At 56.9% G+C, this 23,665-nt stretch carries 31 protein-coding genes; 11 read left to right on the top strand and 20 right to left on the bottom strand.

The features are described from left to right. The first annotated feature begins 121 nt into the window (after nucleotides 1–121). Nucleotides 122–634: a hypothetical protein gene (locus AUC45_RS15275; protein ID WP_156423906.1), complete on the top strand. Its 513-nt coding sequence runs from the start codon at nucleotides 122–124 to the stop codon at nucleotides 632–634. Then, nucleotides 631–1,329 carry a Crp/Fnr family transcriptional regulator gene (locus AUC45_RS15270; RefSeq protein WP_067604455.1) on the top strand — a complete coding sequence of 233 codons (699 nt, stop codon included), beginning with the start codon at nucleotides 631–633 and terminating at the stop codon, nucleotides 1,327–1,329. Before AUC45_RS15275 ends, AUC45_RS15270 begins: the two co-directional genes overlap by 4 nt. Here AUC45_RS15270 and AUC45_RS15265 read toward each other — a convergent pair. The 16 genes from AUC45_RS15265 to coxB all read right to left on the bottom strand — a co-directional run bounded on the left by AUC45_RS15265 (nucleotide 1,326) and on the right by coxB (nucleotide 13,395). Further along, complete coding sequence (locus tag AUC45_RS15265; protein WP_067604453.1) at nucleotides 1,326–1,766, bottom strand: hypothetical protein; 441 nt, start codon at nucleotides 1,764–1,766, stop codon at nucleotides 1,326–1,328. The two genes, AUC45_RS15270 and AUC45_RS15265, sit on opposite strands and share 4 nt — an antisense overlap. Nucleotides 1,767–1,841: 75 nt before the next feature. Further along, nucleotides 1,842–2,288, bottom strand: a complete 447-nt coding sequence (locus tag AUC45_RS15260; protein WP_067604451.1) for a molybdenum cofactor biosynthesis protein MoaE — start codon at nucleotides 2,286–2,288, stop codon at nucleotides 1,842–1,844. A 10-nt stretch (nucleotides 2,289–2,298) separates the two neighbouring features. Continuing rightward, on the bottom strand, nucleotides 2,299–2,541 hold the full coding sequence (locus AUC45_RS15640) for a MoaD/ThiS family protein (RefSeq protein ID WP_082701214.1): 243 nt from the start codon (nucleotides 2,539–2,541) through the stop codon (nucleotides 2,299–2,301). 7 nt (nucleotides 2,542–2,548) lie between these two features. Then, nucleotides 2,549–3,595 carry a GTP 3',8-cyclase MoaA gene (moaA, locus tag AUC45_RS15255; RefSeq protein ID WP_067604449.1) on the bottom strand — a complete coding sequence of 349 codons (1,047 nt, stop codon included), beginning with the start codon at nucleotides 3,593–3,595 and terminating at the stop codon, nucleotides 2,549–2,551. Then, nucleotides 3,588–3,908 carry a Rossmann fold domain-containing protein gene (locus AUC45_RS15250; RefSeq protein WP_156423905.1) on the bottom strand — a complete coding sequence of 107 codons (321 nt, stop codon included), beginning with the start codon at nucleotides 3,906–3,908 and terminating at the stop codon, nucleotides 3,588–3,590. The genes moaA and AUC45_RS15250 overlap by 8 nt, the downstream gene beginning before the upstream one ends. A gap of 9 nt (nucleotides 3,909–3,917) precedes the next feature. Beyond that, on the bottom strand, nucleotides 3,918–4,301 hold the full coding sequence (locus tag AUC45_RS15245; RefSeq protein ID WP_067604446.1) for a dihydroneopterin aldolase: 384 nt from the start codon (nucleotides 4,299–4,301) through the stop codon (nucleotides 3,918–3,920). Nucleotides 4,302–4,310: 9 nt separating this feature from the next. Further along, nucleotides 4,311–5,201: a class I SAM-dependent methyltransferase gene (locus AUC45_RS15240; RefSeq protein ID WP_067604444.1), complete on the bottom strand. Its 891-nt coding sequence runs from the start codon at nucleotides 5,199–5,201 to the stop codon at nucleotides 4,311–4,313. Further along, nucleotides 5,201–6,640 carry a threonine synthase gene (thrC, locus tag AUC45_RS15235; RefSeq protein WP_067604442.1) on the bottom strand — a complete coding sequence of 480 codons (1,440 nt, stop codon included), beginning with the start codon at nucleotides 6,638–6,640 and terminating at the stop codon, nucleotides 5,201–5,203. The genes AUC45_RS15240 and thrC overlap by 1 nt, the downstream gene beginning before the upstream one ends. Before the next feature lie 385 nt (nucleotides 6,641–7,025). After that, nucleotides 7,026–7,592 (bottom strand): SURF1 family cytochrome oxidase biogenesis protein, encoded by a 567-nt coding sequence (locus AUC45_RS15230; RefSeq protein WP_067604440.1) that lies wholly within the window; start codon nucleotides 7,590–7,592, stop codon nucleotides 7,026–7,028. Next, entirely contained in the window at nucleotides 7,589–7,984 is a 396-nt protein-coding gene (locus AUC45_RS15225) for a DUF983 domain-containing protein (RefSeq protein WP_233998905.1), read from the bottom strand. The genes AUC45_RS15230 and AUC45_RS15225 overlap by 4 nt, the downstream gene beginning before the upstream one ends. Continuing rightward, entirely contained in the window at nucleotides 7,981–8,850 is an 870-nt protein-coding gene (locus AUC45_RS15220) for a cytochrome c oxidase subunit 3 (protein ID WP_067604438.1), read from the bottom strand. Before AUC45_RS15220 ends, AUC45_RS15225 begins: the two co-directional genes overlap by 4 nt. A 27-nt stretch (nucleotides 8,851–8,877) precedes the next feature. Then, a complete protein-coding gene (locus AUC45_RS15215) occupies nucleotides 8,878–9,477 on the bottom strand; it encodes a cytochrome c oxidase assembly protein (RefSeq protein ID WP_067604436.1) in 600 nt (199 codons plus the stop codon). Further along, nucleotides 9,474–9,602, bottom strand: a complete 129-nt coding sequence (locus AUC45_RS16135; RefSeq protein WP_067604434.1) for a cytochrome C oxidase assembly protein — start codon at nucleotides 9,600–9,602, stop codon at nucleotides 9,474–9,476. Before AUC45_RS16135 ends, AUC45_RS15215 begins: the two co-directional genes overlap by 4 nt. Continuing rightward, nucleotides 9,599–10,537, bottom strand: coding sequence for a heme o synthase (locus AUC45_RS15205; protein WP_067604432.1), 939 nt, complete (start codon nucleotides 10,535–10,537; stop codon nucleotides 9,599–9,601). Before AUC45_RS15205 ends, AUC45_RS16135 begins: the two co-directional genes overlap by 4 nt. 85 nt (nucleotides 10,538–10,622) lie before the next feature. Further along, on the bottom strand, nucleotides 10,623–12,341 hold the full coding sequence (gene ctaD / locus AUC45_RS15200; RefSeq protein ID WP_067604430.1) for a cytochrome c oxidase subunit I: 1,719 nt from the start codon (nucleotides 12,339–12,341) through the stop codon (nucleotides 10,623–10,625). A gap of 40 nt (nucleotides 12,342–12,381) precedes the next feature. After that, nucleotides 12,382–13,395 (bottom strand): cytochrome c oxidase subunit II, encoded by a 1,014-nt coding sequence (gene coxB / locus AUC45_RS15195; RefSeq protein ID WP_369815255.1) that lies wholly within the window; start codon nucleotides 13,393–13,395, stop codon nucleotides 12,382–12,384. 248 nt (nucleotides 13,396–13,643) lie between these two features. On the opposite strand from coxB, the gene pyrE reads away from it, so the two are divergent. Genes pyrE through ruvX form a run of 7 tightly spaced genes read left to right on the top strand, consistent with a single transcriptional unit; the run spans nucleotide 13,644 to nucleotide 18,345 of the window. Next, nucleotides 13,644–14,225 carry an orotate phosphoribosyltransferase gene (gene pyrE, locus AUC45_RS15190; RefSeq protein WP_067604604.1) on the top strand — a complete coding sequence of 194 codons (582 nt, stop codon included), beginning with the start codon at nucleotides 13,644–13,646 and terminating at the stop codon, nucleotides 14,223–14,225. Then, the gene (locus AUC45_RS15185) at nucleotides 14,222–14,962 is read left to right on the top strand and encodes a pyridoxine 5'-phosphate synthase (RefSeq protein ID WP_067604428.1); all 741 of its coding nucleotides are present in this window, start codon (nucleotides 14,222–14,224) and stop codon (nucleotides 14,960–14,962) included. The genes pyrE and AUC45_RS15185 overlap by 4 nt, the downstream gene beginning before the upstream one ends. Next, complete coding sequence (locus tag AUC45_RS15180) at nucleotides 14,959–15,243, top strand: pyridoxal phosphate biosynthetic protein (protein WP_067604426.1); 285 nt, start codon at nucleotides 14,959–14,961, stop codon at nucleotides 15,241–15,243. The genes AUC45_RS15185 and AUC45_RS15180 overlap by 4 nt, the downstream gene beginning before the upstream one ends. Further along, nucleotides 15,240–15,641 (top strand): holo-ACP synthase, encoded by a 402-nt coding sequence (gene acpS, locus AUC45_RS15175; RefSeq protein ID WP_067604424.1) that lies wholly within the window; start codon nucleotides 15,240–15,242, stop codon nucleotides 15,639–15,641. Before AUC45_RS15180 ends, acpS begins: the two co-directional genes overlap by 4 nt. Nucleotides 15,642–15,697: 56 nt before the next feature. Further along, nucleotides 15,698–16,624 carry a signal peptidase I gene (gene lepB / locus AUC45_RS15170; protein ID WP_067604602.1) on the top strand — a complete coding sequence of 309 codons (927 nt, stop codon included), beginning with the start codon at nucleotides 15,698–15,700 and terminating at the stop codon, nucleotides 16,622–16,624. A gap of 45 nt (nucleotides 16,625–16,669) precedes the next feature. After that, nucleotides 16,670–17,878 (top strand): DUF3089 domain-containing protein, encoded by a 1,209-nt coding sequence (locus AUC45_RS15165; RefSeq protein WP_067604422.1) that lies wholly within the window; start codon nucleotides 16,670–16,672, stop codon nucleotides 17,876–17,878. Beyond that, nucleotides 17,875–18,345, top strand: a complete 471-nt coding sequence (gene ruvX / locus AUC45_RS15160) for a Holliday junction resolvase RuvX (protein ID WP_067604420.1) — start codon at nucleotides 17,875–17,877, stop codon at nucleotides 18,343–18,345. Before AUC45_RS15165 ends, ruvX begins: the two co-directional genes overlap by 4 nt. 7 nt (nucleotides 18,346–18,352) lie before the next feature. Here ruvX and AUC45_RS15155 read toward each other — a convergent pair whose 3' ends face one another. Genes AUC45_RS15155 through AUC45_RS15810 form a run of 3 tightly spaced genes read right to left on the bottom strand, consistent with a single transcriptional unit; the run spans nucleotide 18,353 to nucleotide 20,427 of the window. Continuing rightward, complete coding sequence (locus AUC45_RS15155) at nucleotides 18,353–19,270, bottom strand: hypothetical protein (RefSeq protein ID WP_082701212.1); 918 nt, start codon at nucleotides 19,268–19,270, stop codon at nucleotides 18,353–18,355. Next, a complete protein-coding gene (locus tag AUC45_RS15150; protein WP_067604418.1) occupies nucleotides 19,261–20,241 on the bottom strand; it encodes a hypothetical protein in 981 nt (326 codons plus the stop codon). Before AUC45_RS15150 ends, AUC45_RS15155 begins: the two co-directional genes overlap by 10 nt. 12 nt (nucleotides 20,242–20,253) lie before the next feature. Beyond that, entirely contained in the window at nucleotides 20,254–20,427 is a 174-nt protein-coding gene (locus tag AUC45_RS15810; protein WP_156423904.1) for a hypothetical protein, read from the bottom strand. A 128-nt stretch (nucleotides 20,428–20,555) separates the two neighbouring features. On the opposite strand from AUC45_RS15810, the gene AUC45_RS15145 reads away from it, so the two are divergent. Next, a complete protein-coding gene (locus AUC45_RS15145) occupies nucleotides 20,556–21,035 on the top strand; it encodes a PaaI family thioesterase (RefSeq protein WP_067604416.1) in 480 nt (159 codons plus the stop codon). Then, nucleotides 21,028–21,429 carry a PaaI family thioesterase gene (locus AUC45_RS15140; RefSeq protein WP_067604414.1) on the top strand — a complete coding sequence of 134 codons (402 nt, stop codon included), beginning with the start codon at nucleotides 21,028–21,030 and terminating at the stop codon, nucleotides 21,427–21,429. The genes AUC45_RS15145 and AUC45_RS15140 overlap by 8 nt, the downstream gene beginning before the upstream one ends. A 10-nt stretch (nucleotides 21,430–21,439) precedes the next feature. Here the strand turns inward: AUC45_RS15140 and AUC45_RS15135 are convergent, their stop codons facing one another. Continuing rightward, nucleotides 21,440–23,608 carry a transglycosylase domain-containing protein gene (locus tag AUC45_RS15135; protein WP_067604412.1) on the bottom strand — a complete coding sequence of 723 codons (2,169 nt, stop codon included), beginning with the start codon at nucleotides 23,606–23,608 and terminating at the stop codon, nucleotides 21,440–21,442. Nucleotides 23,609–23,665: the final 57 nt, after the last annotated feature.

Below are 23,665 nucleotides of genomic sequence, written 5' to 3'. Positions count from 1 at the left end.
GCCGTTAAGGGAAACATCGAGGCAAGTCAACGCCCCACACGATACAAAATGCTGTCGGTAGCCTGCAGATTGAAGAGAAGCGGGTTTCCGCCCTAGCCTCATCATGGTAGCAGCATTGGCGATGAGACAAGAGTTGCTTCGAAACGCCGCCGCGGGTCTTTGTGTAGCGATTTTACTGGCCGCATGCGCTGGCGATCCTGACCGATATCCATCGCTTGCCATGCGTGATTTTGAACGAGTGCAAGGACAGTTTGCAACTCCTCCCGCCGAGGCGTCGCAATCGGTAGCTCCCGTAGCCACTGAAGCCGAGATCGGGCAATTGGTCGCCAAAGCTGAGAGTGCGTTCTCAGAGTTTCAGGCGGCCCAACGGGGAGCACGCCAAGCGATTGATGCAGGCCGCGGGCGAGCATCGGATAGCCTTGCATACACCGACGCACTGCTCGAATTGGCGCAGCTTTCGTCGCTGCGCAGCAATACGGCGCTCGTTCTGGGAGAGATCGATCTTTTGGCAATGCAGGCCTCCATACAGTTCGCGCCCGAAGATGAAATCAAGGCGGCGCAAGGACAAGTACTTGAAATAATTTCAAAACAGGATGCGACGTTGAGCGAGTTGGAGCGAGCATTGGGATCATGAATCTGGCTTGTGCGGAATGCCCAGTTCGCGACAGCGCGGCGTGCGCCGTCCTAAGCGAAGAGGAACGCGATGCGCTGGCTGCTGCTGGCCGAACACGCGTTCTTGAAGCTGGCGAGATGTTGTTCGCGGCCGGTGATGAAGATGCAGCCTGTGCCACTCTCGTAAGCGGCGCGCTAAAGGTCGCGGCTTTCGATGCCGAAGGAAACGAGCAGATATTGGCGCTTGTGCATCCATCAGGTTTTGTCGGGGAATTGTTTGCGCCATTCGCACATCACGACGTGATTGCTCTCACCGAAAGCCGACTTTGCACCTTTGCACGTCCCGACATAGAGCGCGCTTTGGAAGACTATCCTGCCCTCGCCCGAGCATTGTTGAGGCGCAGCCAGGAAGACCTTCTCGCCTCACGGGGATTGATGGAGCTGGCAGGTCACGGAAAAGCTGAAGCACGGCTAGCTGCCCTGATCTATGACTTCGCAAGTGCTGCAAGCAAATCATCGTGCCACCCCGCGCAGAATTTTGAACTACCACTTACCCGCGGAGAGATAGCCAATATGCTCAGCCTGACGATCGAGACGGTGAGCCGAAAGCTTGGCCAACTTGAGAAAATGGGTGCAATCAAGCGGACGGGCAAGCGCGGGATCGAGCTGGTCGACCCCGCGATGCTTCAAGACATTTCCGGACGCGTTCTGGTTTAGGCAACAAATGCTGCGATGACGAGAACGCTCAGACCCCACATGACGATCAAGCTGGGCAAGATCAGCATCTGAACACTGGCATCGCGTGCAGTGAGACGACCGGTGTGGGTCATAATCCCTTTCTCTGCGAATTCGCCCATAGTCCGCGGCTCGCTCGAATTGTCCTTGAGCTTGGTCCAGATTGCTGGAACACCAAAACCTGCAGCGATGAAGACACCAAAGATCACCATCGGAAGCGCCAAGCCGGGTGAACTAAAGCCCATCCACATCACGGCGCAGAATGTAAGATAAAGACCCACTGTGGCGGCATACAAAGCTTTGGGTAGTTCAAACTGACGGTCGACTTCAACCTGATGGCGCGGCGCCGATTTGACAACAGGACCCTCAACAATGCGGGCATCGCCGCGGGCAAGGATATCTGTAAAACGTTCGCTCATGGCTTTTCTCCTGTGTTGAGTGAGAATTAGCCTGGCGATTCAATTTCGACTTTGATCGAGATCAAACTGAAGGCGCTATTTCCGCCATCGCGCCAAGTCATGATGATCCGCCTCGCGAGGCTCAATCCATGACCATTCACCGCCGCGCTTTTCACGTTTCCAGAACCATGCGGCGCTCTTCAGGTGGTCCATACAGAAATCCACGGCCTGAATTGCATCGCGCCGATGGCGGGCGGCAGCGGAAACGCAGACAATCGGTTCACCGGGCAGCATTTCGCCAATGCGGTGAACCATCAAAAGACCCATAAGATCAAATCGCGCAAACGCTTGATCAGCCAAGCCCTGCATGCCCGGCAGAGTGATTGGCTCGTAATGCGAGAGCTCCAAAGCCTCGACATCTTCTTCACTGCGCACTTCGCCGACAAAAGTGCAATATCCGCCGAGCCCCGGATTTGCCCGAACAAACGGCTTTGTGAGCGACTCCGGCGCAAATGCTTGATCGAGCAACCGAATGTCACGCATGGCTCGCTCGCTACCCACCCGAGACAGGAGGTAACAGAGCCACTTCGTCGCCGTCCCTAGCGTTAAGCGATGTCTTGTCAGACAAGACACGACCTGCACAGGCGACATTCACACGGTCGCTTTGCAATTGGCCAGCCAGTTCCTCTCCAACGCTTTGAAGCAAGACCGACCAATCAAGCGGCGCAGAGACTTCAATTGCTTCCTTTCCCGCCAAATCGCGTAACGGCCCTAGAAAGAGGATCCTGACTGCCATCAGCCCGTTACCCTCCCGTCATCGACATATGCCGTGGCAAGTGCGGGTCGGCGCCTCGCTTATCCATCCTGAAGTGATGCCTTTCTGGCTTGATATGCATCGCTTGCGACAAAGCGTCCGCCAGTTCCGTTTTGGGATCATCGGATCGAAGAGCAGCGCGTAGATCAACTCGCTCTGCCCCTCCAAGACATGGATATAGCTGCCCGGTCGCCGTCACGCGAAGCCGATTGCAGCCGTCGCAAAAGTTGTGCGTGTGCGGGGTAATCAGGCCAAGTCTGCCGCCAGTCTCCTCAATATCCATGTAGCGCGCCGGACCACCAGTGGTTGCATCAGTCTCACTGAACGTCCAACACTGCTCCAACTGAGCGCGCACATCGCTCAGCGGGAGATATTGGTCCAGCCGCTCCTCCTCCACATCGCCTAGCGGCATCACCTCTATCAGAGTGACATCGTGCCCTTCAGCGTGGCCCCATGCGATCAGATCCGGCAATTCATCTTCATTCACGCCTTTAAGCGCCACCGCATTGAGTTTGACCCTCATCCCAGCTTCGCGCGCTGCGGCAATGCCAGCCAAAACTTGAGGCAAAGCATCGCGCCTCGTGAGTTCAGCAAAGCGTGATCGATCAAGCGTATCTAGCGACACATTGATCCTTTTCACCCCCGCCCTTGCCAGCCGATCGGCGTGATCCGCCAATTGCGTCGCGTTGGTTGTCAGGGTCAGCTCATTCAACCCGTGGCCGAGCCTTTGACCAAGCGCGTCAAACAGATCGCAGATGTCACGCCTTACCAGCGGCTCACCGCCTGTGATGCGGATTTTGATGACACCTCGATCAATGAAGCCTGTCGCGAGCTCGTACAATTCCTCAAGCGTGAGCACCTCACGGCGAGGAAGAAACTTCATCCGCTCGGGCATACAATAGGTGCAGCGCAAATCGCATCGATCCGTCACCGACAGCCGCAAATAAGAAATGCGCCGCTGAAAGGCGTCCACCAGTGGGCGCGTGTGGTTGTCAACCACGATCAGGTCAGGTTTGCGGATCGATCCCTTATTCATGGGTTTGAAGATACTGCCCCGTTACGCCTTTCGCATCCCTCAAATATGCCAGCGTTTTGCCCACTGCATCGGTGTCGTTGGTGCTGATGATATTGATCCGTTTAGGCGCGTATTCACGTGCAAGGTCGAGCGCGATTGCTTTGCGCCAATCGTCCTGCTCAGGAGAGGCACCAGGAAGAATAATCACCAGCTCGCTGACTTCATCATCTGCCAATGCTTCGCGCACGGCGTTCAAATGCTCCTTAATGAACGTGGCGCTCGCTTCCAGACTAGAAGCTGCCAGAGTTTCCACGATCAACAACCTTTGCGTCACTCGCCGCGCCTATCCAGTAGGTCGTTCGCGGTGGAGGGTGATGCCGATCTGCTCATTCGCCTCAGCAATTGCCAGCTTCACAATCTTTACCGTCACAGCCTGAACCCGTGCATCCTGCGTGAACAGCGTCGCACAGATGTGATCGGCGACTGCCTCGATTAGCTTGAAATGAACTCCTTTCGGCAATCCCGAAGCTGCTGCCTCTTTGAGGTCCATGTAGTTCTTGCTCGCTTCAAGCGGCATATCGGGACCGTAGTGGTCCGCCACATCATATCGCGCAGCGATTGAGATGCGCAGCGGCTGGGGTTTGCCGGTTTCTTCCGAATAGATACCGGTCAGGACATCGACTTCGAGTTCGTTGACTTCAAGGATAAGCGAATCAGTGTTTTGCATGACGCGCCCTTAGCCCGGATTGCTCCACCGTGCGAAGATCGCAGTTGGCAGCAGGCGCGCGCTCTCGCCTGTCTCTTGCACACACAGTTCGCCGTGTTCGATTGTACCCGGCAGATTCTGCAGCGCTTCCTCGAGCATTCCCGCGATTGCCAGACTGCTCATGCGCACAGCGTAAACGGTGAGGAAGAGAAAGCGGCTCTCCGCATCCAGCAGCCTTCCGCAATCCCTGGCCAAGGCAGGCAGTCCTTCTTCCAATCGCCACGTTTCGTTCTTCGGCCCTCGACCGAATTTGGGAGGGTCGAGTATGATTCCGTCATACCGCCGCTCTCGCCGCACTTCGCGTGCTGCAAACTTCGCTGCATCATCGACCAGCCAGCGGATGGGTCGATCCTCCATGCCCGATAGTGCCGCGTTTTCCCTCGCCTGCGCCACCGATTTCTTAGACGCATCGACATGCGTTACCCGGCCATGTTCACTGAGCGCGAGTGAGCCGACGCCTGTGTATCCGAACAGGTTCATCGTCTCCGCATTCTCAAGCCCTGCCAGTTGGTCTCCCATCCATTCCCACACCGGCGCCATGTCAGGGAAGAATTGCAAGTGCCGGAATGGCGTTGGCTGGGCAGTGAAGCGGGCATTACCGTATGACAGCTCCCAGCCATCTGCCGGAAGGCCAGCTGTGTCGGACCAGCGCCCGCCGCCATCTTCATCTGATCCCGGCACAAATTCGCTGTCAGCCACCCAATCGGAGAGCCGCGGGGACCACATTGCTTGCGGCTCCGGACGGATAAAACGATAGGGACCGAATTGTTCCAGCTTTCGCCCGTGTCCGCTGTCGAGCAGGCGGTAGGCGTCCCAACCCTCGCCCACCATCAATTGCGGATCGCGAATGAGCTGTGCCATCAGGCCGATGCGGTCGCCGAGCTGAAGGCGCTGTTCGACAGGACAAATTCGCGCGCAGTCTCGTAGTCACCCGCGAGTTCGGCATAGCTTTCTTCGCGGCCAAACAGGTCACCGACACGCGCGGGCAGCGAAGGCCTGACACCCGTTGCCCGCTCCACGGCATCGCGAAACTTTGCCGGATGGGCGGTCGCCAGTGTCACGATCGGCACTACCTCATCGAGCGATGCTTCTTCCAGAGCATCGCGCGCGGCGCTAAGGCCCACGGCGGTGTGTGGATCGATAATCTGCCCACCAGCCTGGTACGCCCATTGCATTGCGCGAGAGGTCTGCTCCTGATCCGCGCTGTAGCTTACAAACAAAGCCTTCATCCCGTCACGCTGGGCATTGGACAGCTGCATGGCGTTGGCACCGTCGAAACCGCGCATCTGGTCACCCAGAGCGGCTCCATCACGGCCGCCGCAGTCAAACAACAACCGTTCGAAATTCGAGCTCACCTGGATGTCCATCGAAGGGGTGATTGTCGGGGTAACTTCGCCTGCTGAATAATCGCCGCTGGTAATCGCGCGGCGCAGGATATCATTCACATTGGTGGCCACAATCAGCGTCTCAACCGGGAGACCCATCTGCGCGGCCACATAGCCCGCAAACACATCACCGAAATTGCCAGTCGGCACGCTGTAGGCGACTTTGCGATCGGGTGCGCCCAGTTGAAGCGCGGAATAGAAATAGTAGACGACCTGCGCCATCAGGCGGGACCAGTTGATTGAGTTGACCGCACCCAATTGCAGCGGCCCACCGACAGGCCCGTTAACCGCAGCATCGCCAAACATGCGCTTCACATGGCGCTGCGCATCGTCGAAGCTGCCATCAATCGCGATGTTGTGCACATTTGGTGCGAGCACCGTTGTCATCTGGCGGCGCTGTACATCGCTGACTTTGCCATGTGGATGGAGCATGAATATCTCGACCCGATCGAGACCTGCCACAGCGCGGATGGCTGCAGAGCCCGTATCGCCACTTGTCGCACCGACAATGGTCAGGCGCTCGCCCCGGCGTTCAAGAAAGGTCTCGAACAGCCGACCAAGCATTTGGAGCGCAATATCCTTGAACGCGAGCGTTGGGCCGTGGAACAATTCAAGCAGCCAGTGCTGTTCATCCAGCTGGATCAGAGGCGTGACAGCTGCATGGCTGAATTCGCCATAGACTTCGGTGCACAGCTTCGTGAGTTCATCTTCAGTGAGGCAATCGCCCACAAAGGGTTTCATAACTTCAACCGCGACAGCCCAATACGGCTTCCCGCGAAGTGCACGGATTTGATCTTCGCTAAACCGTGGCCATTCGCGCGGCAGGTACAATCCGCCATCGCTGGCAAGGCCGGCAAGGGTAACGCCTTCGAAATCGAGAACAGGCGCATTTCCGCGGGTAGATACATATTCCATGACGCTGTGCCGCTTAGCGGTGCGGGCGTGCAGGGGCAATGTTTTGGTTGGCAAGGACCAAACCCTCTGACCGGCCTATAACCCGAAGAATGTCTGCAATCCTCGGTAATCCGCTAAAAAGGGCAAACAGGGTGACAAAGGTTACACCCTGTCACCTTCAGGAATACCCTAATTCTTTATATTTCACAGAGTGTTATCATAGGAAACAGATGGGTGACGGACAGGGGGTGAGAGGCTAAATTGAAGGCGCATGCCGTCAAAAGCGCTGCACGCAGGCTACGCCCCGGGCCGAAGCAATTAGTTTGAGACGGATCAACACTGCGAAAGAACGCGCAAATGTTGGCAGCATGAGCCTGATTAGGAAAGTTTGGCGCACACTTGGCCGTTAGCCGCGTCGCTTGATCCGTGATCTCACAGCGATGCCGTAGATGACCAGAGCTGTGAGCGCGAAAAAGAACCACTGCCCTGCATAGGCAAGGTGATTGTTCGGCAGATCATTGGGGTCAGGTTTTGCCAATGCCTCTAGATCTGCAACCGCCGGATCAGCCACAAGACGCGGCCCAGGCGCGATAACTCCGCTGACGACACCGCCTTCCCATTCGGGCGCTTCGGGAAAGCGGGAAAATCCGATATCGACCGGAACGGCTCCGCCCCGGTGAGTGACGCATTGCGCTCTAAACCCCCAACCTTTGGCGCCAGTCGCAGCATTGCCCACCCTCGCCTCGATATCTGTGACAGACTGGCAGTTGAGCTCACTTTGCCGAAACCACCGATCTCGGCCATCACCTTCCATGGGAAAGTCCACGGGCTGCGTGCTGGCTGCAGCCGCTTCTGCGCGCGCAATCAGTTCCGCTTTTTCATCAGCGCGCCCCAATTGCCAGACGCCAAGCGCAATCATGGTAGCGACTGCGGCAAGCACCAGAATGGTTGGAATGATCGGTAGGCGGCTCATGGCTCTTTATCCGACGCACCTTCGCGTTGCCGCTCATATCCCGCATAGAGGAACAGGGTTTTATAAAACCGCAGCGCATACAAAACGCCGCCCACGGTAAGCGGTGCCCACATCGCAAATTGCAGGGCAATGGGTAGGCGAAATAGCGCATCAAGACCCAGCGCAATCGCGCACAGGATTACGGCGACAATGATCGTGACGAGTCCCGCCAATCGGCCACCACGCTCTATGCTCGCAAAATCATACCCACACGCCCGGCAATGATCGGCAATCTGGGCAGGCGCTCCAAACAGCGTCTTTGCACCGCAATGCGGGCACAAACCGAAAAGGGCAGCCGCGAATATACCGGGCTGCCCTTTCGTATTTTGGGAAGTATCAGGCGGTGCGATCAATGGACCGGAGCGCCCCAGCCACCCCAGATGTAGACGGCGATAAAGAGGAACAGCCACACGACATCGACGAAGTGCCAATACCAGGCCGCCGCTTCAAAGCCGAAGTGCTGGCGCGGAGTGAAGTGACCAAGATATGCGCGATAGAGGCACACCGCTAGGAAGATCGTACCGATTAGGACGTGGAAGCCGTGAAAGCCTGTCGCCATGTAGAAGGCCGATGAATAGGTGTTGGTGCCGAACGCGAACGGAGCAACTGCGTACTCGTAAGCTTGGATCGCGCTGAACACTACGCCAAGGGCGATCGTGGCCCATAGACCTTGCTTCAGGCCTTCACGATCGCCGTGGATCAGAGCGTGGTGCGCCCATGTTACTGTGGTGCCAGAGCAGAGCAGGATCAGCGTATTGAGCAAAGGAAGCGCAAACGGATTGATGACTTCGATACCCTTGGCCGGGAATTGAGTGACGGCAGCTGCGCCTTCCTGTTGGAAGAGCGAGGTCACGGTTCCATCATCGCTCACCACAATCGGTTCAGGAAAAAGGGCGAAATCAAAGAACGCCCAGAACCATCCGACGAAGAACATAACCTCCGATGCGATGAACAGGATCATGCCATAGCGCATGTGAAGCTGGACAACCGGCGTGTGGTCGCCGCCTTCGGCTTCGTTGACGATGTTCTTGAACCACATGAAGAACGTGGCGATGAGCCCAGCAAGGCCGAGATACATAATGATCGGCCCTGCTGTGCCGAACATTTCGTGCATGTTGAACACCAGGCCAGTGGTAAATGTCACCGCGGAGAGCGAGCCCACCAGAGGCCAGATATCCGGCTCTAGAATATGATAATCGTGGTTTACCTTACCGCCCATTTTTTCATTCCCATGGCTTGGTTGTAATCAGTTGTCGCGCGAAAGACCGAATGTCTCTGGCTCTTTAGCACGGTGAAAAGTGTAGCTTAGCGTGATCTGTTCGACATCGGCCATAAACTCATCTTCGAGGATAGCCGGATCGACGTAATAGAGAACGGGCATGGTAACTTCCTGCCCAGCTTCCAGCGTCTGCTCAGTGAAGCAGAAACACTGGATTTTGTGGAAATACTTGCCCGCCTGGCTGGGCTCAACGTTGAAGGTTGCAGTGCCTGTCACCGGCTTGCCTTCGAGGTTCTTCGCCACATAGGTCGCGATATCGCGCTGGCCGATGCGGACGGTGTCGGTCGCCTGCTCAGGGCGAAATTCCCAGCCAATGCCGCTGGACGTCGACGCATCAAAGCGGATCGACATGGTTTCGCTAACGCCGGCCGCTGCCGCATTGGCAGCCGCGCTCTCGCTGGCAACCTGAGTTGTGCCGCCAAAGCCTGTTACCCGGCAGAACAGATCGTAAAGCGGGACGGCTGCAAAACCGAGACCGACCATGGCCCCTGCGAACAGGAGCGCGAGGATGCCGGTGCGCAGATTCTTGCGCTGGGTATCAAGGTCCAGGCTCGCAGCAGTGTTCATTGCGCACCCAGCCTAGCGATGGTGATGAGATAGAACAGCACCACGAAGAAAATGAGCGTGCCGCCAACAACGTAATTGCGCATCTTCTGGCGCCGCTTGATTTCGGCTTCTTCCTCAGGTGTCATGCGAACACACCTCCGCCGATCAAACCGTTGGCAAACAGAACCCGGTCCGCGACCAAAGCGGCGAACAGCGCAAACAGATAGACGATACTGAACTTGAACAGCCGCTTTTCGGGCTGAAGTGGATCTGCGCCCTGACGCTCTTCTGACAGCACCGGCACGGCAAGCATGAGGAACAATGCAGAAAGAACGACAGCCACGCTGCCATAGACCCAGCTTGTTCCGCCAATCAGCCAAGGCGCAATTGCAATCGGTGCGAGCAGCACGGTGTAGATCATGATCTGCTGACGCGTTGCGCGCTCGCCTGCGACGACCGGCAGCATTGGAATTCCGACCTTGGCATAGTCAGACTTCACAAACAGCGCGAGCGCCCAGAAATGCGGCGGCGTCCACATGAAGATGATCGCGAAGAGCAGAATCGGCATGGCGGTGATTTCGCCCGTGACGGCAATCCATCCGATGAAAGGAGGAAATGCGCCTGCGCCTCCGCCGATGACAATGTTTTGAGGCGTACGCGGCTTTAGCCACATCGTGTAGATGACGGCGTAGTAGATGATCGCCGCGAACAAGGAGATCGCCGCAAGCCATCCCACAGCCACACCCATCAGTCCGACCGAAACGGCGGACAGGAAAATACCGAAATCACGCGCATCTTCGCGGCGCAAGCGGCCATCGGGCAGCGGACGGCTGGCCGTGCGTTTCATACCCTTGTCGAGATCCGCTTCCCACCATTGATTAAGGACAGCAGAGCCGCCAGCACCCAGGGCAATCGCGAGAATTGCGGTAAAGCCGATCACTGGATGAATGGTGCCAGGCGCCGCCAACAGGCCGCAGATGCCGGTAAAGATCACCAACGTCATCACGCGCGGTTTCGTCAGCGTGAAAAAATCACGCCAATCGGCCGGCATTATGTTTGTGGTGGTGACAATCGTATTCATCTGTCTTCTTTGATATTCAGGAAGAGCGCCCCTTGCGAAGCGCCCTTCCCTCCTCTCTCACTCGTAATCTGTGAAGCGAGACAGCTTACGCCGGCTTCGCTTCTGGCTGCGAATGATCGTGGTAATCGTGATGATCCTCGATCACAGGCAGCGTTTCGAACTGGTGGTAAGGCGGTGGGCTAGTGAGCGTCCACTCAAGCGTGGTCGCACCTTCGCCCCATGGGTTCTTGCCAGGAGCCTTGCCGGCAACCAGCGACCAACCGATGTTGACGAAGAACACCAGCATCGATGCCGCCATGACGACATAGCCGTAAGAGCTAATCTCGTTCCAGTAAGCGAACGCTTCTGGATAGTCAGGGATACGGCGCGGCATTCCGTTCATACCAAGGAAGTGCTGCGGGAAGAACACGATGTTCACGCCGATGAAGAAGCCCCAGAAGTGGATGTGGCTCAACAGCTCGGAGTGCATTTTTCCGCTCATCTTCGGGAACCAGTAATAGAAGCCCGCGAACAGCGAGAACACTGCGCCCATCGACAGCACGTAGTGGAAGTGAGCAACCACATAATACGTGTCGTGCAGGTTATCATCGATACCACCATTGGCGAGGATCACACCGGTCACACCACCAACGGTGAACAGGAAGATAAAGCCAAGCGCCCAGACCATGGGTGACTTGAACTCCATCGAGCCGCCCCACATCGTCGCGATCCAGCTGAAGATTTTGACGCCCGTCGGGACGGCGATCACCATCGTCGCGGCGGTGAAGTACATCTTAGTGTTCACGTCGAGGCCGACAGTGTACATGTGGTGCGCCCACACGATGAAGCCGACGACGCCAATCGCAACCATAGCGTAGGCCATGCCGAGATAGCCGAACACGGGCTTGCGGCTGAAAGTCGCAACGATCTGGCTGATCATACCGAAGCCCGGCAGGATCATGATGTACACTTCGGGGTGGCCGAAGAACCAGAACAAGTGCTGGTAGAGAACCGGGTCACCACCGCCAGCAGGATCGAAGAAGGTCGTACCGAAATTACGATCCGTCAAAAGCATGGTGATAGCAGCAGCAAGCACTGGAAGCGCGAGCAGCAGCAGGAATGCGGTGACGAGCACCGACCATACGAACAGCGGCATTTTGTGCAGGGTCATACCCGGCGCGCGCATGTTGAAAATGGTGGTGATGAAGTTGGTTGCACCAAGGATCGAGCCGGCGCCCGCCAAGTGCAGCGAGAAGATCGCAAAGTCGACCGCAGGGCCGACATTGCCCGTAGTCGATAGCGGTGCATAGACCGTCCAGCCGACACCTGCGCCCAGTGCATCAGGCCCAGTACCGGGCACAAACAGCGAGAAACACAGGCTGATAAAGCCAGCAACCGTCAACCAGAACGACACGTTGTTCATACGCGGGAACGCCATATCCGGCGCACCAATCATGAGCGGAACGAACCAGTTGCCGAACCCGCCAATCATGGCCGGCATGACCATGAAGAAAACCATGATCAGGCCGTGAGCCGTGATGAACACATTCCACATATGCAGGTTGGCACTCTCAGAGGCATTGCCGCCGAAGAATTCAACCGCTGCACCCAGATGCTGAATGCCTGGCTCAGCAAGCTCCAGACGCATGACGCCTGACATCGCGCCACCAATGATCCCCGCGAAGATCGCAAAGATCAAATACAGTGTGCCGATATCTTTGTGGTTGGTCGACATAAACCAGCGAGCAAAAAAGCCCGGCTTGTGATCCGCCTCGTGTGCGTGATCCTCGGTGTGAATGTCGAAACCTTCTGCGGTGGTAGCCATCGTTCAGCTTCTCTCTGTGTCGTATTCGTTCAAAATTATCTTATTCAGCAAGAGCGACTTCGGTCGCTTCTGCTTCGACTTCTTCGCCTTCAGCGGCAGGCGCCGCCTCGGCAGCACCGGGCATTTCACCGCCTTGCTCAGCCACCCACGCGGCGAACTTTTCAGGCGGGAGTGCTTCGACAGCAATCGGCATGTAGCCGTGCTTTGCGCCGCACAATTCCGAACATTGTCCGTAATAAACGCCCTCCGGAATTCCCTCGATCATCTTCTCATTGAGACGACCCGGAATGGCATCTTGCTTGAACCAAAGCGAAGGTACCGAGAATGCATGAATTACGTCAGCCGCGGTGGTTTGGATGCGCAGCGGTGTGTCCGCTGGGACGACCATGCGATTGTCGACAGCCAGCAGCGCAGGTTCGCCATTGGCGATCGCGTCGTCATTGCTGAGCATGTTCGAAACAATCTCAATCTCGCCATGATCGGGATAGGTGTAAGTCCAATACCACTGATAACCGGTCGCCTTGATCGTCACGGCATCTTCTGGCGGCGTTTCATACTGCGCTGCGAGAAGAGTGATCGACGGAACCGCGATTACAACAAGGATAAGCGCCGGGATAATCGTCCAGACAACCTCAATCATCGTGTTGTGAGTGGTTTTTGAAGGAACTGGGTTGGCGCGCTTGTTATAGCGCACGATGACGTAAATCAGCAGCCCGAGAACAAACAGGCTGATCAGCGTGATCACCGGAAGCAGGATATAATCATGCATCCACAAGGCATATTGCCCGGTTTCAGAGTACTGCTCCTGAAAGGTCATGCTGGCGAGCATGTCATCCTGAGGCGCAGTTGGCATGCCAACACCATCAGTGGGCGCCATTGGCGAGTACGCGCCTTCTTGTTCCGGCACGGCCTGCGTCACTTCCTCCGCAACCTCACCAACGGGCGATTCTGGCGCAATGCCATCTTGCGCTACCAGCGCACCGGGTACTGCAACAGCGAACATTGCTACCACAGCAAGCCAAACAAGTTTCAAACGGGCAAAAGCCTGACCCATAATCATGTGCCTACACATTCCAGATTGTAATCCCATACTGTTTGAACACCGTTCTGCGACGCGCGTTCCACCAGTGCTTTACTGACATTTCTACCAGATTTGCCGCCCTATTAGCCGCGCTTGCCCAGCGCCTCAAGCGCTTCTAGGGAGAATTTTATGCAATTAGGCATGATACCCACGCAAGATTGCGCCATTTCCCTCACGACAGTGGACAATTCCATCTGATGAATTCAACAACGCGTCATACCATGAATCTCGATCAAGTGCTTGAAGAATTTCGAAACTCGGGTGCTTTGCTCGAAGGGCACTTCAAACTCTCTTCAGGCAAACATAGCGGACATTACCTGCAATGCGCGCGTGTTTTGATGCGGCCTGATCGGGCGGCGAGACTGGCTGAAGCGGTTGTTGCGGGCATTCCTGCCGAGATCATCGAAGCAGTCGATGTGGTGGTCTCTCCGGCGATGGGTGGAATCATAATCGGTCAAGAAGTGGCGCGCGTTTTGGACAAGGACGCGATGTTCCTCGAACGACCCGATGGCGTTTTTCATTTGCGACGTGGATTCGCCCTGGAATCCGGGGCCAAGGTGCTGATGGTCGAAGATGTTGTCACAACAGGGCTATCCAGCCGCGAAGCAATTGCGGCGGTGGCGCGCGAAGGCGGCGAGGTTATCGCCGAATGTTCGCTGATTGATCGGTCTATGGGCAATGTCGATCTCGGTGTTCCTTTCTTCCCCCTCGCTGCGTTTGATTTCCCAACTTACGACGAGGCCGACATCCCGGCAGCTCTCGCCGCCGTAACTGTGACGAAACCGGGAAGCAGGAAAGAATGACAGCACCACTACGTTTAGGCGTGAATATTGATCACGTCGCCACGATCCGCAATGCGCGCGGCGGCGATCACCCCGATCCTGTGCGCGCGGCTGAAATTGTGGCGAGTGTCGGGGGCGACGGTATCACCGCTCACCTGCGCGAAGATCGCCGCCATATCCGCGACGAAGATTTGGCGCGCATTCAGGAAGCGACCGATCTGCCACTCAATCTTGAGATGGCAGCGACGCAAGAAATGCTGGAGATTGCGCTGCGCCACAAACCGCACGCTGCCTGCATCGTCCCCGAAAAACGCGAAGAGCGCACCACTGAAGGCGGGCTGGACGCAGCAGGCCTTCACAACACACTGGTTCCCATTGTTGATGCCTTGCGCGAGCAGGACATTCGCGTCTCGCTGTTTATCGAGGCTAATGAACGACAATTGGACGCAGCACTGCGTCTAGGCGCGCCAGTGGTGGAGTTTCATACAGGCGAATACGCGCATGCAATTCTGGATGGCGACAGCGAGAAGACTGCAAGCGAGGTAAAGCGAATCTCCGACATGGCAGCGCTTGCTGCGAAAAACGGGATTGAGCCGCACGCAGGCCACGGCCTGACATTTGAAAACGTCCAGCCCATTGCCGCGATCCCTCAGATAGCAGAGCTTAACATCGGACATTATCTGATTGGAGAAGCTGTGTTTATCGGGCTTGAGGCTGCAATCCGTAAAATGCGCGATCTGATGGACGACGCGCGATGAACGGTGAACCGCTTCCTGAATTATCGCGTTCGCAAAAGCTAGCGGCCGGAGCTGCCGCGGCCTTGTTCCTGATCGCTGTCGGCTTTCTTGGATTTGCGCTGGCAAACCAGGTGCTCGTTCCATTTGCGATTGGTTGGGTCGCTCTGCAGATCTTCGGCTATGTCGGCGCGCTCAAATTCGCCAAGGGCGATTTTGCGCATCCCCTCTTTATGAACCAGGTTCTGCTGCATGTGATCGCCCTCGCCCTTCTTTCCATGGCACTTATGAAGGCGCTTTCATGATAATCGGCACCGGATCAGACCTCTGCAATATTGAGCGTATTGCCAACTCGCTCGACAGATTTGGCGAACGGTTCGAAAACCGGGTGTTCACAGAAATTGAAAGGGCCAAGGCTCGCAGGCGCCCGTTCACCATTGCGGGAACCTACGCGAAGAGATTCGCTGCAAAAGAAGCGTTCAGCAAGGCGGTGGGGACAGGATTTCGGCGCGGCGTCTTTATGAAAGACATTGGCGTTGTGAACGCAGCATCGGGCGCTCCAACGCTTGCATTAACAGGCGGAGCTGCATCGCGACTTGAAGAAATGCTGCCGCAAGGCCATGAAGCGGTCATTCATCTCACCCTAACCGATGATCATCCATGGGCGCAGGCCTTCGTCATTATTGAGGCCCGCACCTTTTGAGCAGTCTAACAGGCACACACAGCGTGATACAAAGCAACGATGCGGCTGATGCCGCCATGGCGGATATGGCCGACGACACAACAGGCGAGAGCGCCGAAGACAACAAGGTAAACTGGTTTGCAGAATTGCGCGGACTGGCTTTGATGCTGCTTGCCGTGCTGATTTTTCACAGCCTTGTTGCAAAGCCTTTCTATATCCCGTCCACTTCGATGATGCCGACCCTTTACGTTGGCGATCGTCTGGTGGTGAGCAAATATCCATACGGCTGGTCATGGGCCTCGGCGAGCTTTCACCTGCTCCCCCGCAGCGATTGGCGGGTTTGGCCGGCAACCCCAGAATACGGCGATATCGTGATCCCGGTGCATCCAGACCGTAACGAGGATTACATCAAGCGCGTCGTTGCCCGCCCCGGCGACACAATCGAGGTCAAGGATGGGCGCATCATCCTCAATGGCACCATGGTGCCGCGCGAGATGGTACCAGCCGTCCAGATCCCATTCGAACCGGAGTTGATGTGCGCCAGTTCTATGGGACAGCGCGCCTGTCTTGATGATTTTGAGGGTTTTCGCCGAATTGGGGAAGACGGCCAAGAATTCTTCGAACCGGATACCTATCGTGAAACCCTGCCGAATGGCGCGACCTATTTGATCATCGATCACATGGATCAAGGCCTGGACAATTTCCCGGCTTATACCGTTCCTGACGGTCATGTCTTCGTGATGGGTGACAACCGCGATCATTCAGCAGACAGCCGCGCTCCTGCTAAAGACAAAGGTCTGGGCAAAGGCATCCCGCTCGAAAATATCGGCGGGCGCGCTGAATTCATCACCTTCTCGTTGGATGGATCGACAACCTGGAACCCGATTACGTGGTACACATCGCTTCGCGGTGATCGCGCGTGGACAACATTGCGCCCTCCATTGGTCGAAACCGTCCCTGCCGAGCCATCGCCTGCGGAACAAACCCCGGCAGAGGCGGATTGATAGCGGGCAAGCTCGCTTACCGATCAGCAGGATAACATTCGCCCCATGGCAAAGAAGTTTCTTTACGTCGTCGCTTTCTGTCTCGTCGCCTTTATCGTCGGGCGCATCGGGTATGAGATGTTCCAAGAAGACATCGCCAGAATTGCGCTCGTCCCTTCTACCGAATTCGAACCGCAAGAGGCGCTGGAAGAGAACGCGTATGAAGACCCCGCCATGTGGTATTCGCGCCCCGGCATGGGAGAAAGCGACCCCGCGCGTTGGGAGCCATCATTTGCTCCACCGGCAGAACCAAGCGAGGCCGCAATCGATCAAGAATCAGCCCGAGCTGAGCTAATCCCCCTGCCCGAAGCGCCCGATTACGCGGTCTTCTTCATCCATCCCACCAGCTATCTTAATCGCGCTCGCTGGAACGCACCGATCGGTGAAAACGCCGATGAGGAAGCCGAGCGCATCGCAAAAGTCTTTGTGCGCGGGATGGCGAGCCCGTTCAACGGAGCGAGCGAGATTTGGGCGCCAAAATACCGGCAGGCGACCTTTGGGGCGTTTCTGACAGATGCTCCCGAGGGTCAGCAGGCCATAGATGCCGCTTATGAGGACGTGAAAGAGGCCTATGCCTATTTTCTATCATCGCTCGATGATGACACGCCCATCGTTCTTGCCGGGCACAGCCAGGGTGCGCTGCATCTCAACCGGCTTTTGCTCGAAGAAGTGAACGGATCGCCTGCAGCAGAGCGCCTTATTGCCGCCTATGCGATCGGTTGGCCTATCTCAGTGGAGCATGACCTGCCCGCCATGGGCTTTCCGGCGTGCGCCACCGCCCAGCAGACGCGGTGCATCCTTTCTTGGTCAAGCTATGCCGAACCCGCTGATCCATCCTCTGTGATGGAAACCTATGCCGCATCAATCGGCTTTGACGGCGAACCGCGCGGAGACAGCGAAATTCTGTGCACCAATCCGCTGACGGGCAAGTATGACGACACTGCCGAAATGTCGCTCAACCTTGGGACTTTGGTGCCTGATGATGATCTGCAAAACGGTTTCCTGGTGCCGGATGCCGTCCCAGCACGCTGCGATGATCGCGGACTGCTGTTGATTGGCGACCCGCCAGAGCTTGGGCCATACGTCCTGCCCGGCAACAATTATCACGTTTATGACATCCCGCTGTTCTGGGCGAACACGCGAGCCGACGTAAACCGCAGAGCGCGTGCGTTTGCTGGGATGGACAATGCGTCTGCGCAGGGCACCGCCTCCTGATTACCGAGAACGCTCTCGATTTCGCAGAAGCGCTCCCCGATGGCGGCGCGCTGCTGGGGCTTGATCTTGGGACAAAGACGATCGGCACCGCTTTGTGCGATGCAGGTTGGCGATTTGCGACCAATGGAAAGACATTGCCGCGCGGCAAGTGGGGCCGCGACAAGGGCGCTCTCGAAACTCTCATCAAGGATCGCGCGATCAAGGGGATCGTGATCGGTCTGCCGCGAAACATGGACGGCAGCGAGGGTCCGCGCGCCCAATCCTCTCGCGGCTACGCTCGTAACCTGTCTGAGGCTTTCGATTTGCCAGTAATGCTTTGGGATGAACGTTGGTCAACCCAGAGCGCAGAGGCCGCGATGATTTGCCAGGATATGAGCCGAGCCAAACGTGCTGAAGCCATCGACAGCCATGCCGCCGCGATCATTCTGCAAGGCGCAATTGATAGGCTGGCTGGCGGAGTGATTTGAACCGCGCCTAGCAAGGCCGCAGCGCAGCCCTGCGCTTCTTCGCGACCTTCGCGATCATCTGACTGCCGCAATCCTCCCCTTCTCGCCACAAGGCATCGCGCGCTTCCGGCGTTTGATAGACCGCAGCGCGCGCTTCGAAACTCGCCAGCCGCAGCCGCTCGCTTGGATGCGTATCGCCGACCCACTCCGCAAAATCGAGCGCGTCGTCTGCTCCGCTCGCAACGGCCACCCGCAGGAAAACCTCGCTCGCATTGGGGCTTAGCACGCGGCTAATCTCGCGCCGTTCAAGATCAAATCCGTATTGATCAAACCAGCATTGCGATGGGTCGACATGCATGATGTTCAGCGAAACAGAAAGGCTTTCAGGCGGCAATTGCGAATGAACATCGCGGTGCGCGCGGTAAAGCTGGATATGCCCTTCACCCAGGGCCGTGCGGCCAGTGTAGTGCATTTCTACTGCTTCACCTGGCAACCCTTTGACGTCTTCATATTCGTACTCGAAATGATCGCTGCGATAGCCAGGGCCGAGATACCCGCTCGTTAGAAACGAGAAATTATGATCGTGCGGGATGCCATAGACGAAGTTTTCGGCACCACTATTCTTGAAGCAGAGATCGTGTTCAGCAGGCCAGATATTGGCGCGTAGGAACATGTTGCCTCGCACAGGGCTGAGCACGATGGCCTGCGGACCGTATCCCGAAGCGATCGAATTATCCTCGCGGCTTGCCAGTTTCGCGATCAGTATGTCCGCCAGGAAGGATCTGTTGGCGGTAAGCTTTGCCAGCCATGCCGATGCTTCAAGCACACCATCCGGATCGGTGGGATCGAAATGCAATTCCTCGAGCGCACTTATACACTGCTCGAGCGAGCAGGAAGACTGGTGTTCCGCGTTTCGTTGGGGGACCTGCTCGATAGTCAGCGGCATGCAAAAAGGTGTTCCAATTCGGGCTGATCGGATCGCAGAAGATCGCGTAGATGCAGCGCTGGCAGAGTGAGCGGATCACTGGTGTTGGCGGCGATCATTTCGAGGAGCGCAATGCCCTGTGCGGGATTGCAGGCAAGCGTTTGGCGCACTGCCTCCCACCGCGCATCAGCATCTTCGTTCAGATCATTCGCGCATCTGACCATTGCTTGTAATGCACCCGGCGCTTCACCCCTTGCCGCCATTGCGCCCAACACCGAAAGCGCCATCACTTTTTGGCTCGCCAGCTTATCGCCGCTTGCGCTCTGGATAAGCGCCCCATCATGGAGCGAATACTCGCGCGTTGGCTGGGGGTGAGAGGCCTGACGCGATAATTGCAGAACCACCATCGCGCCCTTCACCGACACGACTTGGCGCGCTTCGCATGGGCCATGGGTGACGATGATCGCGCCCGGACGCCAATACACGGAACAAGTGTCGATGAGGGTGTCGATCCCGTCGCACTGGCGCACCTCATGCATCACACCATCGGCGGATCCACTAATCACACATTCGTGCATTTGGCGGTCAGAAAATACCGCTGATTTGGGCTTCCTGACTGTGTTGGCTTCCTCATAAACGGTGATTCCAAGCGACGCATTGCCTTTAGCCATCAGGATGATGTTGGCTAGGGCATCAGCCCCGCGATGCGCGAATGTTGGAATGCCGAGCGGATACTGGCGCAATGCCGCGATCATGCTGCGCTGCCAAACCTGCACGAACGCCGTTGCAAAAACCGCGTCTGACAAAAGCCGATCAAGCTTTACGCAATCCTTGAGCGGCCGGCCTTCAGCGTAAGCCTCAACATCTTTCCTGATCGCGATCGTATTGGCGTGTGTCTGCCAAGGCTCAAGAGCGTCGAGAAATTCTTCCTGCATAACCCGCTGCGCTGCGCGGTCCGCGCGCAACGCGGCAATAGCCGGGTGGACCTGCATGGCCCGCGCGCCTTATCCCTGTGACTTTCCGAACGCTTCAGGCGGCAGGACATCGTAGAGATAAACCATGATATCCACGATCGTTTCGTTGTAGATCGGGCCTGATTGCTGCACGAGAGACCCGAACAATCCCTGCGAAGTTTCAAGGCCAGGAAGTGACGTGAGTTCGATCTTCGCCCCATTCATTGTGTTGTCCTCCACGACAAGCGGTCAGTATCTATCACCGTCTGACTCGCACGCGGCATGATGTGTCAGCCATGCTTTGCGACCGAATTAAAAGCCGTTAGTGGCGGAACAAACGAGATAAGGGGCGTATGAGCAAAACACTTGCCAGGTTTGATGCCAAGGAAGCATCCAAGTTTTTCTTTCGCCACGGTCACACAGGCTGGCTAGGCCTGCGATACAGCGCGCACGGTGAAAACTGGGTCGAGCTTGAACTGCCATGGCGCGAAGACTTGTTGGGAGAGCCTGGCGCGGTGCTAGCCTCTGGCCCAATCGTAAGCCTGATGGATATGGCGAGTGGCATGTCGATCTGGCAGACGAAGGGCACCTTTGTCCCGATTGCTACCCTCGATCTGCGTGTCGATTACCAGCGCCCCGCGCGCGAAAGGCTTGGCGTGTTTGGCAGGGTCGAATGCTATCGCACCACGCGCTCTGCAGCTTTCGTTAGGGGCGTCGCCTACGATCAATCGATCGACGAACCGGTCGCACATGTGGCCGGTGTCTTTATGACCATCGCCAAAGATCCGCGCACGGCTGACGTTGCAAAAAGCGAGGGCGAGGCCGATGACTGACACGCACGACATCAGCCCCCTTCCCGCCTATGCCTGCTCTTTGGGGATCACAGTTGCGGACGAGGCGGGAGAGATGCCCATCCTGACAGTCGCCTTTGGCCCCAATATCGAAGGAAGGCCCGGGTACTTCCACGGGGGGGCAACCGCTGGACTGCTCGAAAATGCAGGCTATGCCGCTTTGCGCACCGTTTTGGTGCAAGAGGGCCGCGATATTGTGATGAAGCCGATCAATATTACGGTGCAATATCTCTCTGCAGGCAAGCCCAAGCAGACTTATGCCGAAGGACGGATCACCCGGCTTGGCCGCCGCAATGCCAATGTCACTGTGGAGGCATGGCAGGATGATCGCTCTCGACCCATTGCAAGCGCGGTGATGAACATTCTGGTCGGTTAAAGCCAGTCGCTTATGGCTCGGCCGGCTCCACCGCGAGCCCGTTTTCATCCAGCCTCAGGTCGACGCTTACACCGTCAACCTCGGTGGTGAGCGTCACGCCGTCGGGATCAAAGCGCATTTCGGTGCCTTGATCATCCAGCGGGATGGTTTCACCTTCTTCAATGTCGAATTGCTCCAACGGACCTTCGGGATCGGGCGATGCTTTGGGCTTTGGTGCAGCTTCAAGCGACAATGCCCCACGCATGAAATCTTTCCAGATACGCGCAGGTAATCCACTTCCAGAAACCTTTTCCATGGGTGAATTATCATCATTGCCGACCCACACGCCGACCACCAGATCACCAGCATATCCGACGAACAATGCATCGCGATTGTTCTGTGTGGTTCCGGTTTTGCCGTAATTGGCAATGGGCAGTGTAGCAGCTCTTCCCGTCCCCCGATTGATCGCCGCGCGAAGCATGGACTGAAGCTCCTCATGCTCCCCGCTGGAAATGCTTTCCTCTTTTGTGGTGAGCCATTCCCACCATCCTTCCTCCTTTTTCGGGAATGCATGGGGCCGGACGGGGAATTCATTCGCCGCAATCCCGGCATAGGCAGATGTCAGCTCGAGCAGGGTCATGCTCGATGTGCCGAGTGCAAGGCTGGGATCACCTTCAGGCAGCGGGGAAGTAACGCCAAGCGAGCGCGCTGTCCGGATCACTCGTTCACTTCCCAACTCGTTGAACAAACGCACCGCGGCAACATTGCTGGACGTCGCCAGTGCATCTTCCAAGGTGATCTCGTCCGAATATTTCTCGCCCGCATTCTTGGGCCGGTATGATCCTTTTTCGATCGGGGTGTTCGCAATGGTGTCATCCGGCTCCCACCCCGCTTCCAATGCGGCGAGATAGACGAAAAGTTTGAACGTTGATCCTGGCTGCCGCTTCGCCTGTGTTGCGCGGTTGAAAGGAGATGCGGCGTAATCCTTGCCCCCGACCATCGCGACAACTTCGCCTGTTGGCCGCATGGCTACCAGCGCCACCTGAGCATCACCCAGCCCTGCTCTGCTTACCACGCGCCCGGCTAGCTTTTGAAGCCGCGCATCAAGCGTCGTTGTCACAACTTGCGCAGAATAGCTCGTCTCCATGCCAGCGCGCGCAAGCGGGAGCGCCCAATCTGCAAAATAGGTGCCCGTTGGCAGATCATCGCGAGTGCGAACATCAAGCCGCGGCACGGGCAGCGCATCGCGTTCGTCCTGCGTCATGTAGCCCGCATCAACCATCGCTTGCGTCACCAAGTACATACGAGAGCGGGCTCTTTCAAAATGCCGTGTTGGATTATACCTCGAAGGCGCCTGTAGGAGACCGGCCAGCATAGCCGCCTGTTCTGGAAGGAGGTTTTCAGGCTTGCGATAAAAATAATGCAGGCTCGCGGCCCGCAAACCATACTGATTGTCGCCAAAATAGGCGTTGGACAGATACCGGCCCAAAATCTCGTCTTTGGTCAGCCACGATTCCATCCAGAACGCAATCAGGGCCTCGCGTGCTTTTCTGCTGAGTGTCTGTTCGGGCGTCAGGAATGTGAATTTCGCAAGCTGCTGTGTTATCGTGCTGCCGCCGCCTCTACCGGTGAAGGCTGCGCGCGCTATGCCGCGCGGATCGACGCCCCAGTGCGAATAAAACCGCCTGTCTTCGATGGCGAGAAATGCTTCCACCACGTGATCGGGCAGCTGCTGCACCTCGACTGGCGCAGCCACCATTGCCCCACTTCGCGCGATCGGTGTCCCGTCGCTCGCAAGCAATGTCACCTGCGGCGGCGCAATCGGTTCAAGACTTTTGGAAAGCGGCGCGGTAACAGCAAGCCAACCGACGAGCAGGATGAAAAGAAACAGACCAAGCGCGACAATGCGCACCGCCCACCAGCGTTTCTTGCGACCGCGATAGCTTGCAGGTTTCCACCATGGCAGGCGCTTTCGTTCTTCCTGCTCGACATAACCATCAAGCTGGTCCAGCCGATCATCCCAGCTGGCATAATTAGGGGTAGCGCGCGCCGAGCCTGCAGGCTCCGGCGTCAGATCATCATCATCGAAAACAGGGCGTTGGCTTTCATAAGTCGCGAAGTATTCGCCAGCCGGGCCATCATCCCCAGCATGCCGATCGCGCCCCCGCGAACCTTTCCAGAATCGACCTAATACGCCCATACGCCTACTGTGTTAGCAGACTATAACACCAGTCTGCAATATGGGCTTGTGCGACGG

This window comes from Erythrobacter sp. YT30 (assembly GCF_001542875.1).
Taxonomy (GTDB): Bacteria; Pseudomonadota; Alphaproteobacteria; order Sphingomonadales; family Sphingomonadaceae; genus Erythrobacter.
Note: the sequence above shows the minus strand (reverse complement) of the source record. Positions and strands in the feature narration are given on the sequence as shown.

Bases quoted from the DNA above. Each gene is read 5' to 3' on its own strand.
- AUC45_RS15185 (WP_067604428.1), top strand. From the start codon at position 14,222: ATGACAGCACCACTACGTTTAGGCGTGAATATTGATCACGTCGCCACG.
- AUC45_RS15165 (WP_067604422.1), top strand. From the start codon at position 16,670: ATGGCAAAGAAGTTTCTTTACGTCGTCGCTTTCTGTCTCGTCGCCTTT.
- AUC45_RS15220 (WP_067604438.1), bottom strand. From the start codon at position 8,850: ATGGGCGGTAAGGTAAACCACGATTATCATATTCTAGAGCCGGATATC.
- pyrE (WP_067604604.1), top strand. From the start codon at position 13,644: ATGAATCTCGATCAAGTGCTTGAAGAATTTCGAAACTCGGGTGCTTTG.
- AUC45_RS15135 (WP_067604412.1), bottom strand. From the start codon at position 23,608: ATGGGCGTATTAGGTCGATTCTGGAAAGGTTCGCGGGGGCGCGATCGG.
- AUC45_RS15205 (WP_067604432.1), bottom strand. From the start codon at position 10,537: ATGAATACGATTGTCACCACCACAAACATAATGCCGGCCGATTGGCGT.
- moaA (WP_067604449.1), bottom strand. From the start codon at position 3,595: ATGAATAAGGGATCGATCCGCAAACCTGACCTGATCGTGGTTGACAAC.
- AUC45_RS16135 (WP_067604434.1), bottom strand. From the start codon at position 9,602: ATGACACCTGAGGAAGAAGCCGAAATCAAGCGGCGCCAGAAGATGCGC.
- AUC45_RS15155 (WP_082701212.1), bottom strand. From the start codon at position 19,270: ATGCCGCTGACTATCGAGCAGGTCCCCCAACGAAACGCGGAACACCAG.
- lepB (WP_067604602.1), top strand. From the start codon at position 15,698: ATGGCGGATATGGCCGACGACACAACAGGCGAGAGCGCCGAAGACAAC.
- AUC45_RS15240 (WP_067604444.1), bottom strand. From the start codon at position 5,201: ATGGCACAGCTCATTCGCGATCCGCAATTGATGGTGGGCGAGGGTTGG.
- AUC45_RS15230 (WP_067604440.1), bottom strand. From the start codon at position 7,592: ATGAGCCGCCTACCGATCATTCCAACCATTCTGGTGCTTGCCGCAGTC.
- AUC45_RS15215 (WP_067604436.1), bottom strand. From the start codon at position 9,477: ATGAACACTGCTGCGAGCCTGGACCTTGATACCCAGCGCAAGAATCTG.
- AUC45_RS15275 (WP_156423906.1), top strand. From the start codon at position 122: ATGAGACAAGAGTTGCTTCGAAACGCCGCCGCGGGTCTTTGTGTAGCG.
- AUC45_RS15270 (WP_067604455.1), top strand. From the start codon at position 631: ATGAATCTGGCTTGTGCGGAATGCCCAGTTCGCGACAGCGCGGCGTGC.
- coxB (WP_369815255.1), bottom strand. From the start codon at position 13,395: ATGGGTCAGGCTTTTGCCCGTTTGAAACTTGTTTGGCTTGCTGTGGTA.
- thrC (WP_067604442.1), bottom strand. From the start codon at position 6,640: ATGGAATATGTATCTACCCGCGGAAATGCGCCTGTTCTCGATTTCGAA.
- AUC45_RS15145 (WP_067604416.1), top strand. From the start codon at position 20,556: ATGAGCAAAACACTTGCCAGGTTTGATGCCAAGGAAGCATCCAAGTTT.
- AUC45_RS15245 (WP_067604446.1), bottom strand. From the start codon at position 4,301: ATGCAAAACACTGATTCGCTTATCCTTGAAGTCAACGAACTCGAAGTC.
- AUC45_RS15265 (WP_067604453.1), bottom strand. From the start codon at position 1,766: ATGAGCGAACGTTTTACAGATATCCTTGCCCGCGGCGATGCCCGCATT.
- AUC45_RS15150 (WP_067604418.1), bottom strand. From the start codon at position 20,241: ATGCAGGTCCACCCGGCTATTGCCGCGTTGCGCGCGGACCGCGCAGCG.
- AUC45_RS15140 (WP_067604414.1), top strand. From the start codon at position 21,028: ATGACTGACACGCACGACATCAGCCCCCTTCCCGCCTATGCCTGCTCT.
- AUC45_RS15260 (WP_067604451.1), bottom strand. From the start codon at position 2,288: ATGCGTGACATTCGGTTGCTCGATCAAGCATTTGCGCCGGAGTCGCTC.
- ctaD (WP_067604430.1), bottom strand. From the start codon at position 12,341: ATGGCTACCACCGCAGAAGGTTTCGACATTCACACCGAGGATCACGCA.
- AUC45_RS15180 (WP_067604426.1), top strand. From the start codon at position 14,959: ATGAACGGTGAACCGCTTCCTGAATTATCGCGTTCGCAAAAGCTAGCG.
- AUC45_RS15810 (WP_156423904.1), bottom strand. From the start codon at position 20,427: ATGAATGGGGCGAAGATCGAACTCACGTCACTTCCTGGCCTTGAAACT.
- acpS (WP_067604424.1), top strand. From the start codon at position 15,240: ATGATAATCGGCACCGGATCAGACCTCTGCAATATTGAGCGTATTGCC.
- AUC45_RS15640 (WP_082701214.1), bottom strand. From the start codon at position 2,541: ATGGCAGTCAGGATCCTCTTTCTAGGGCCGTTACGCGATTTGGCGGGA.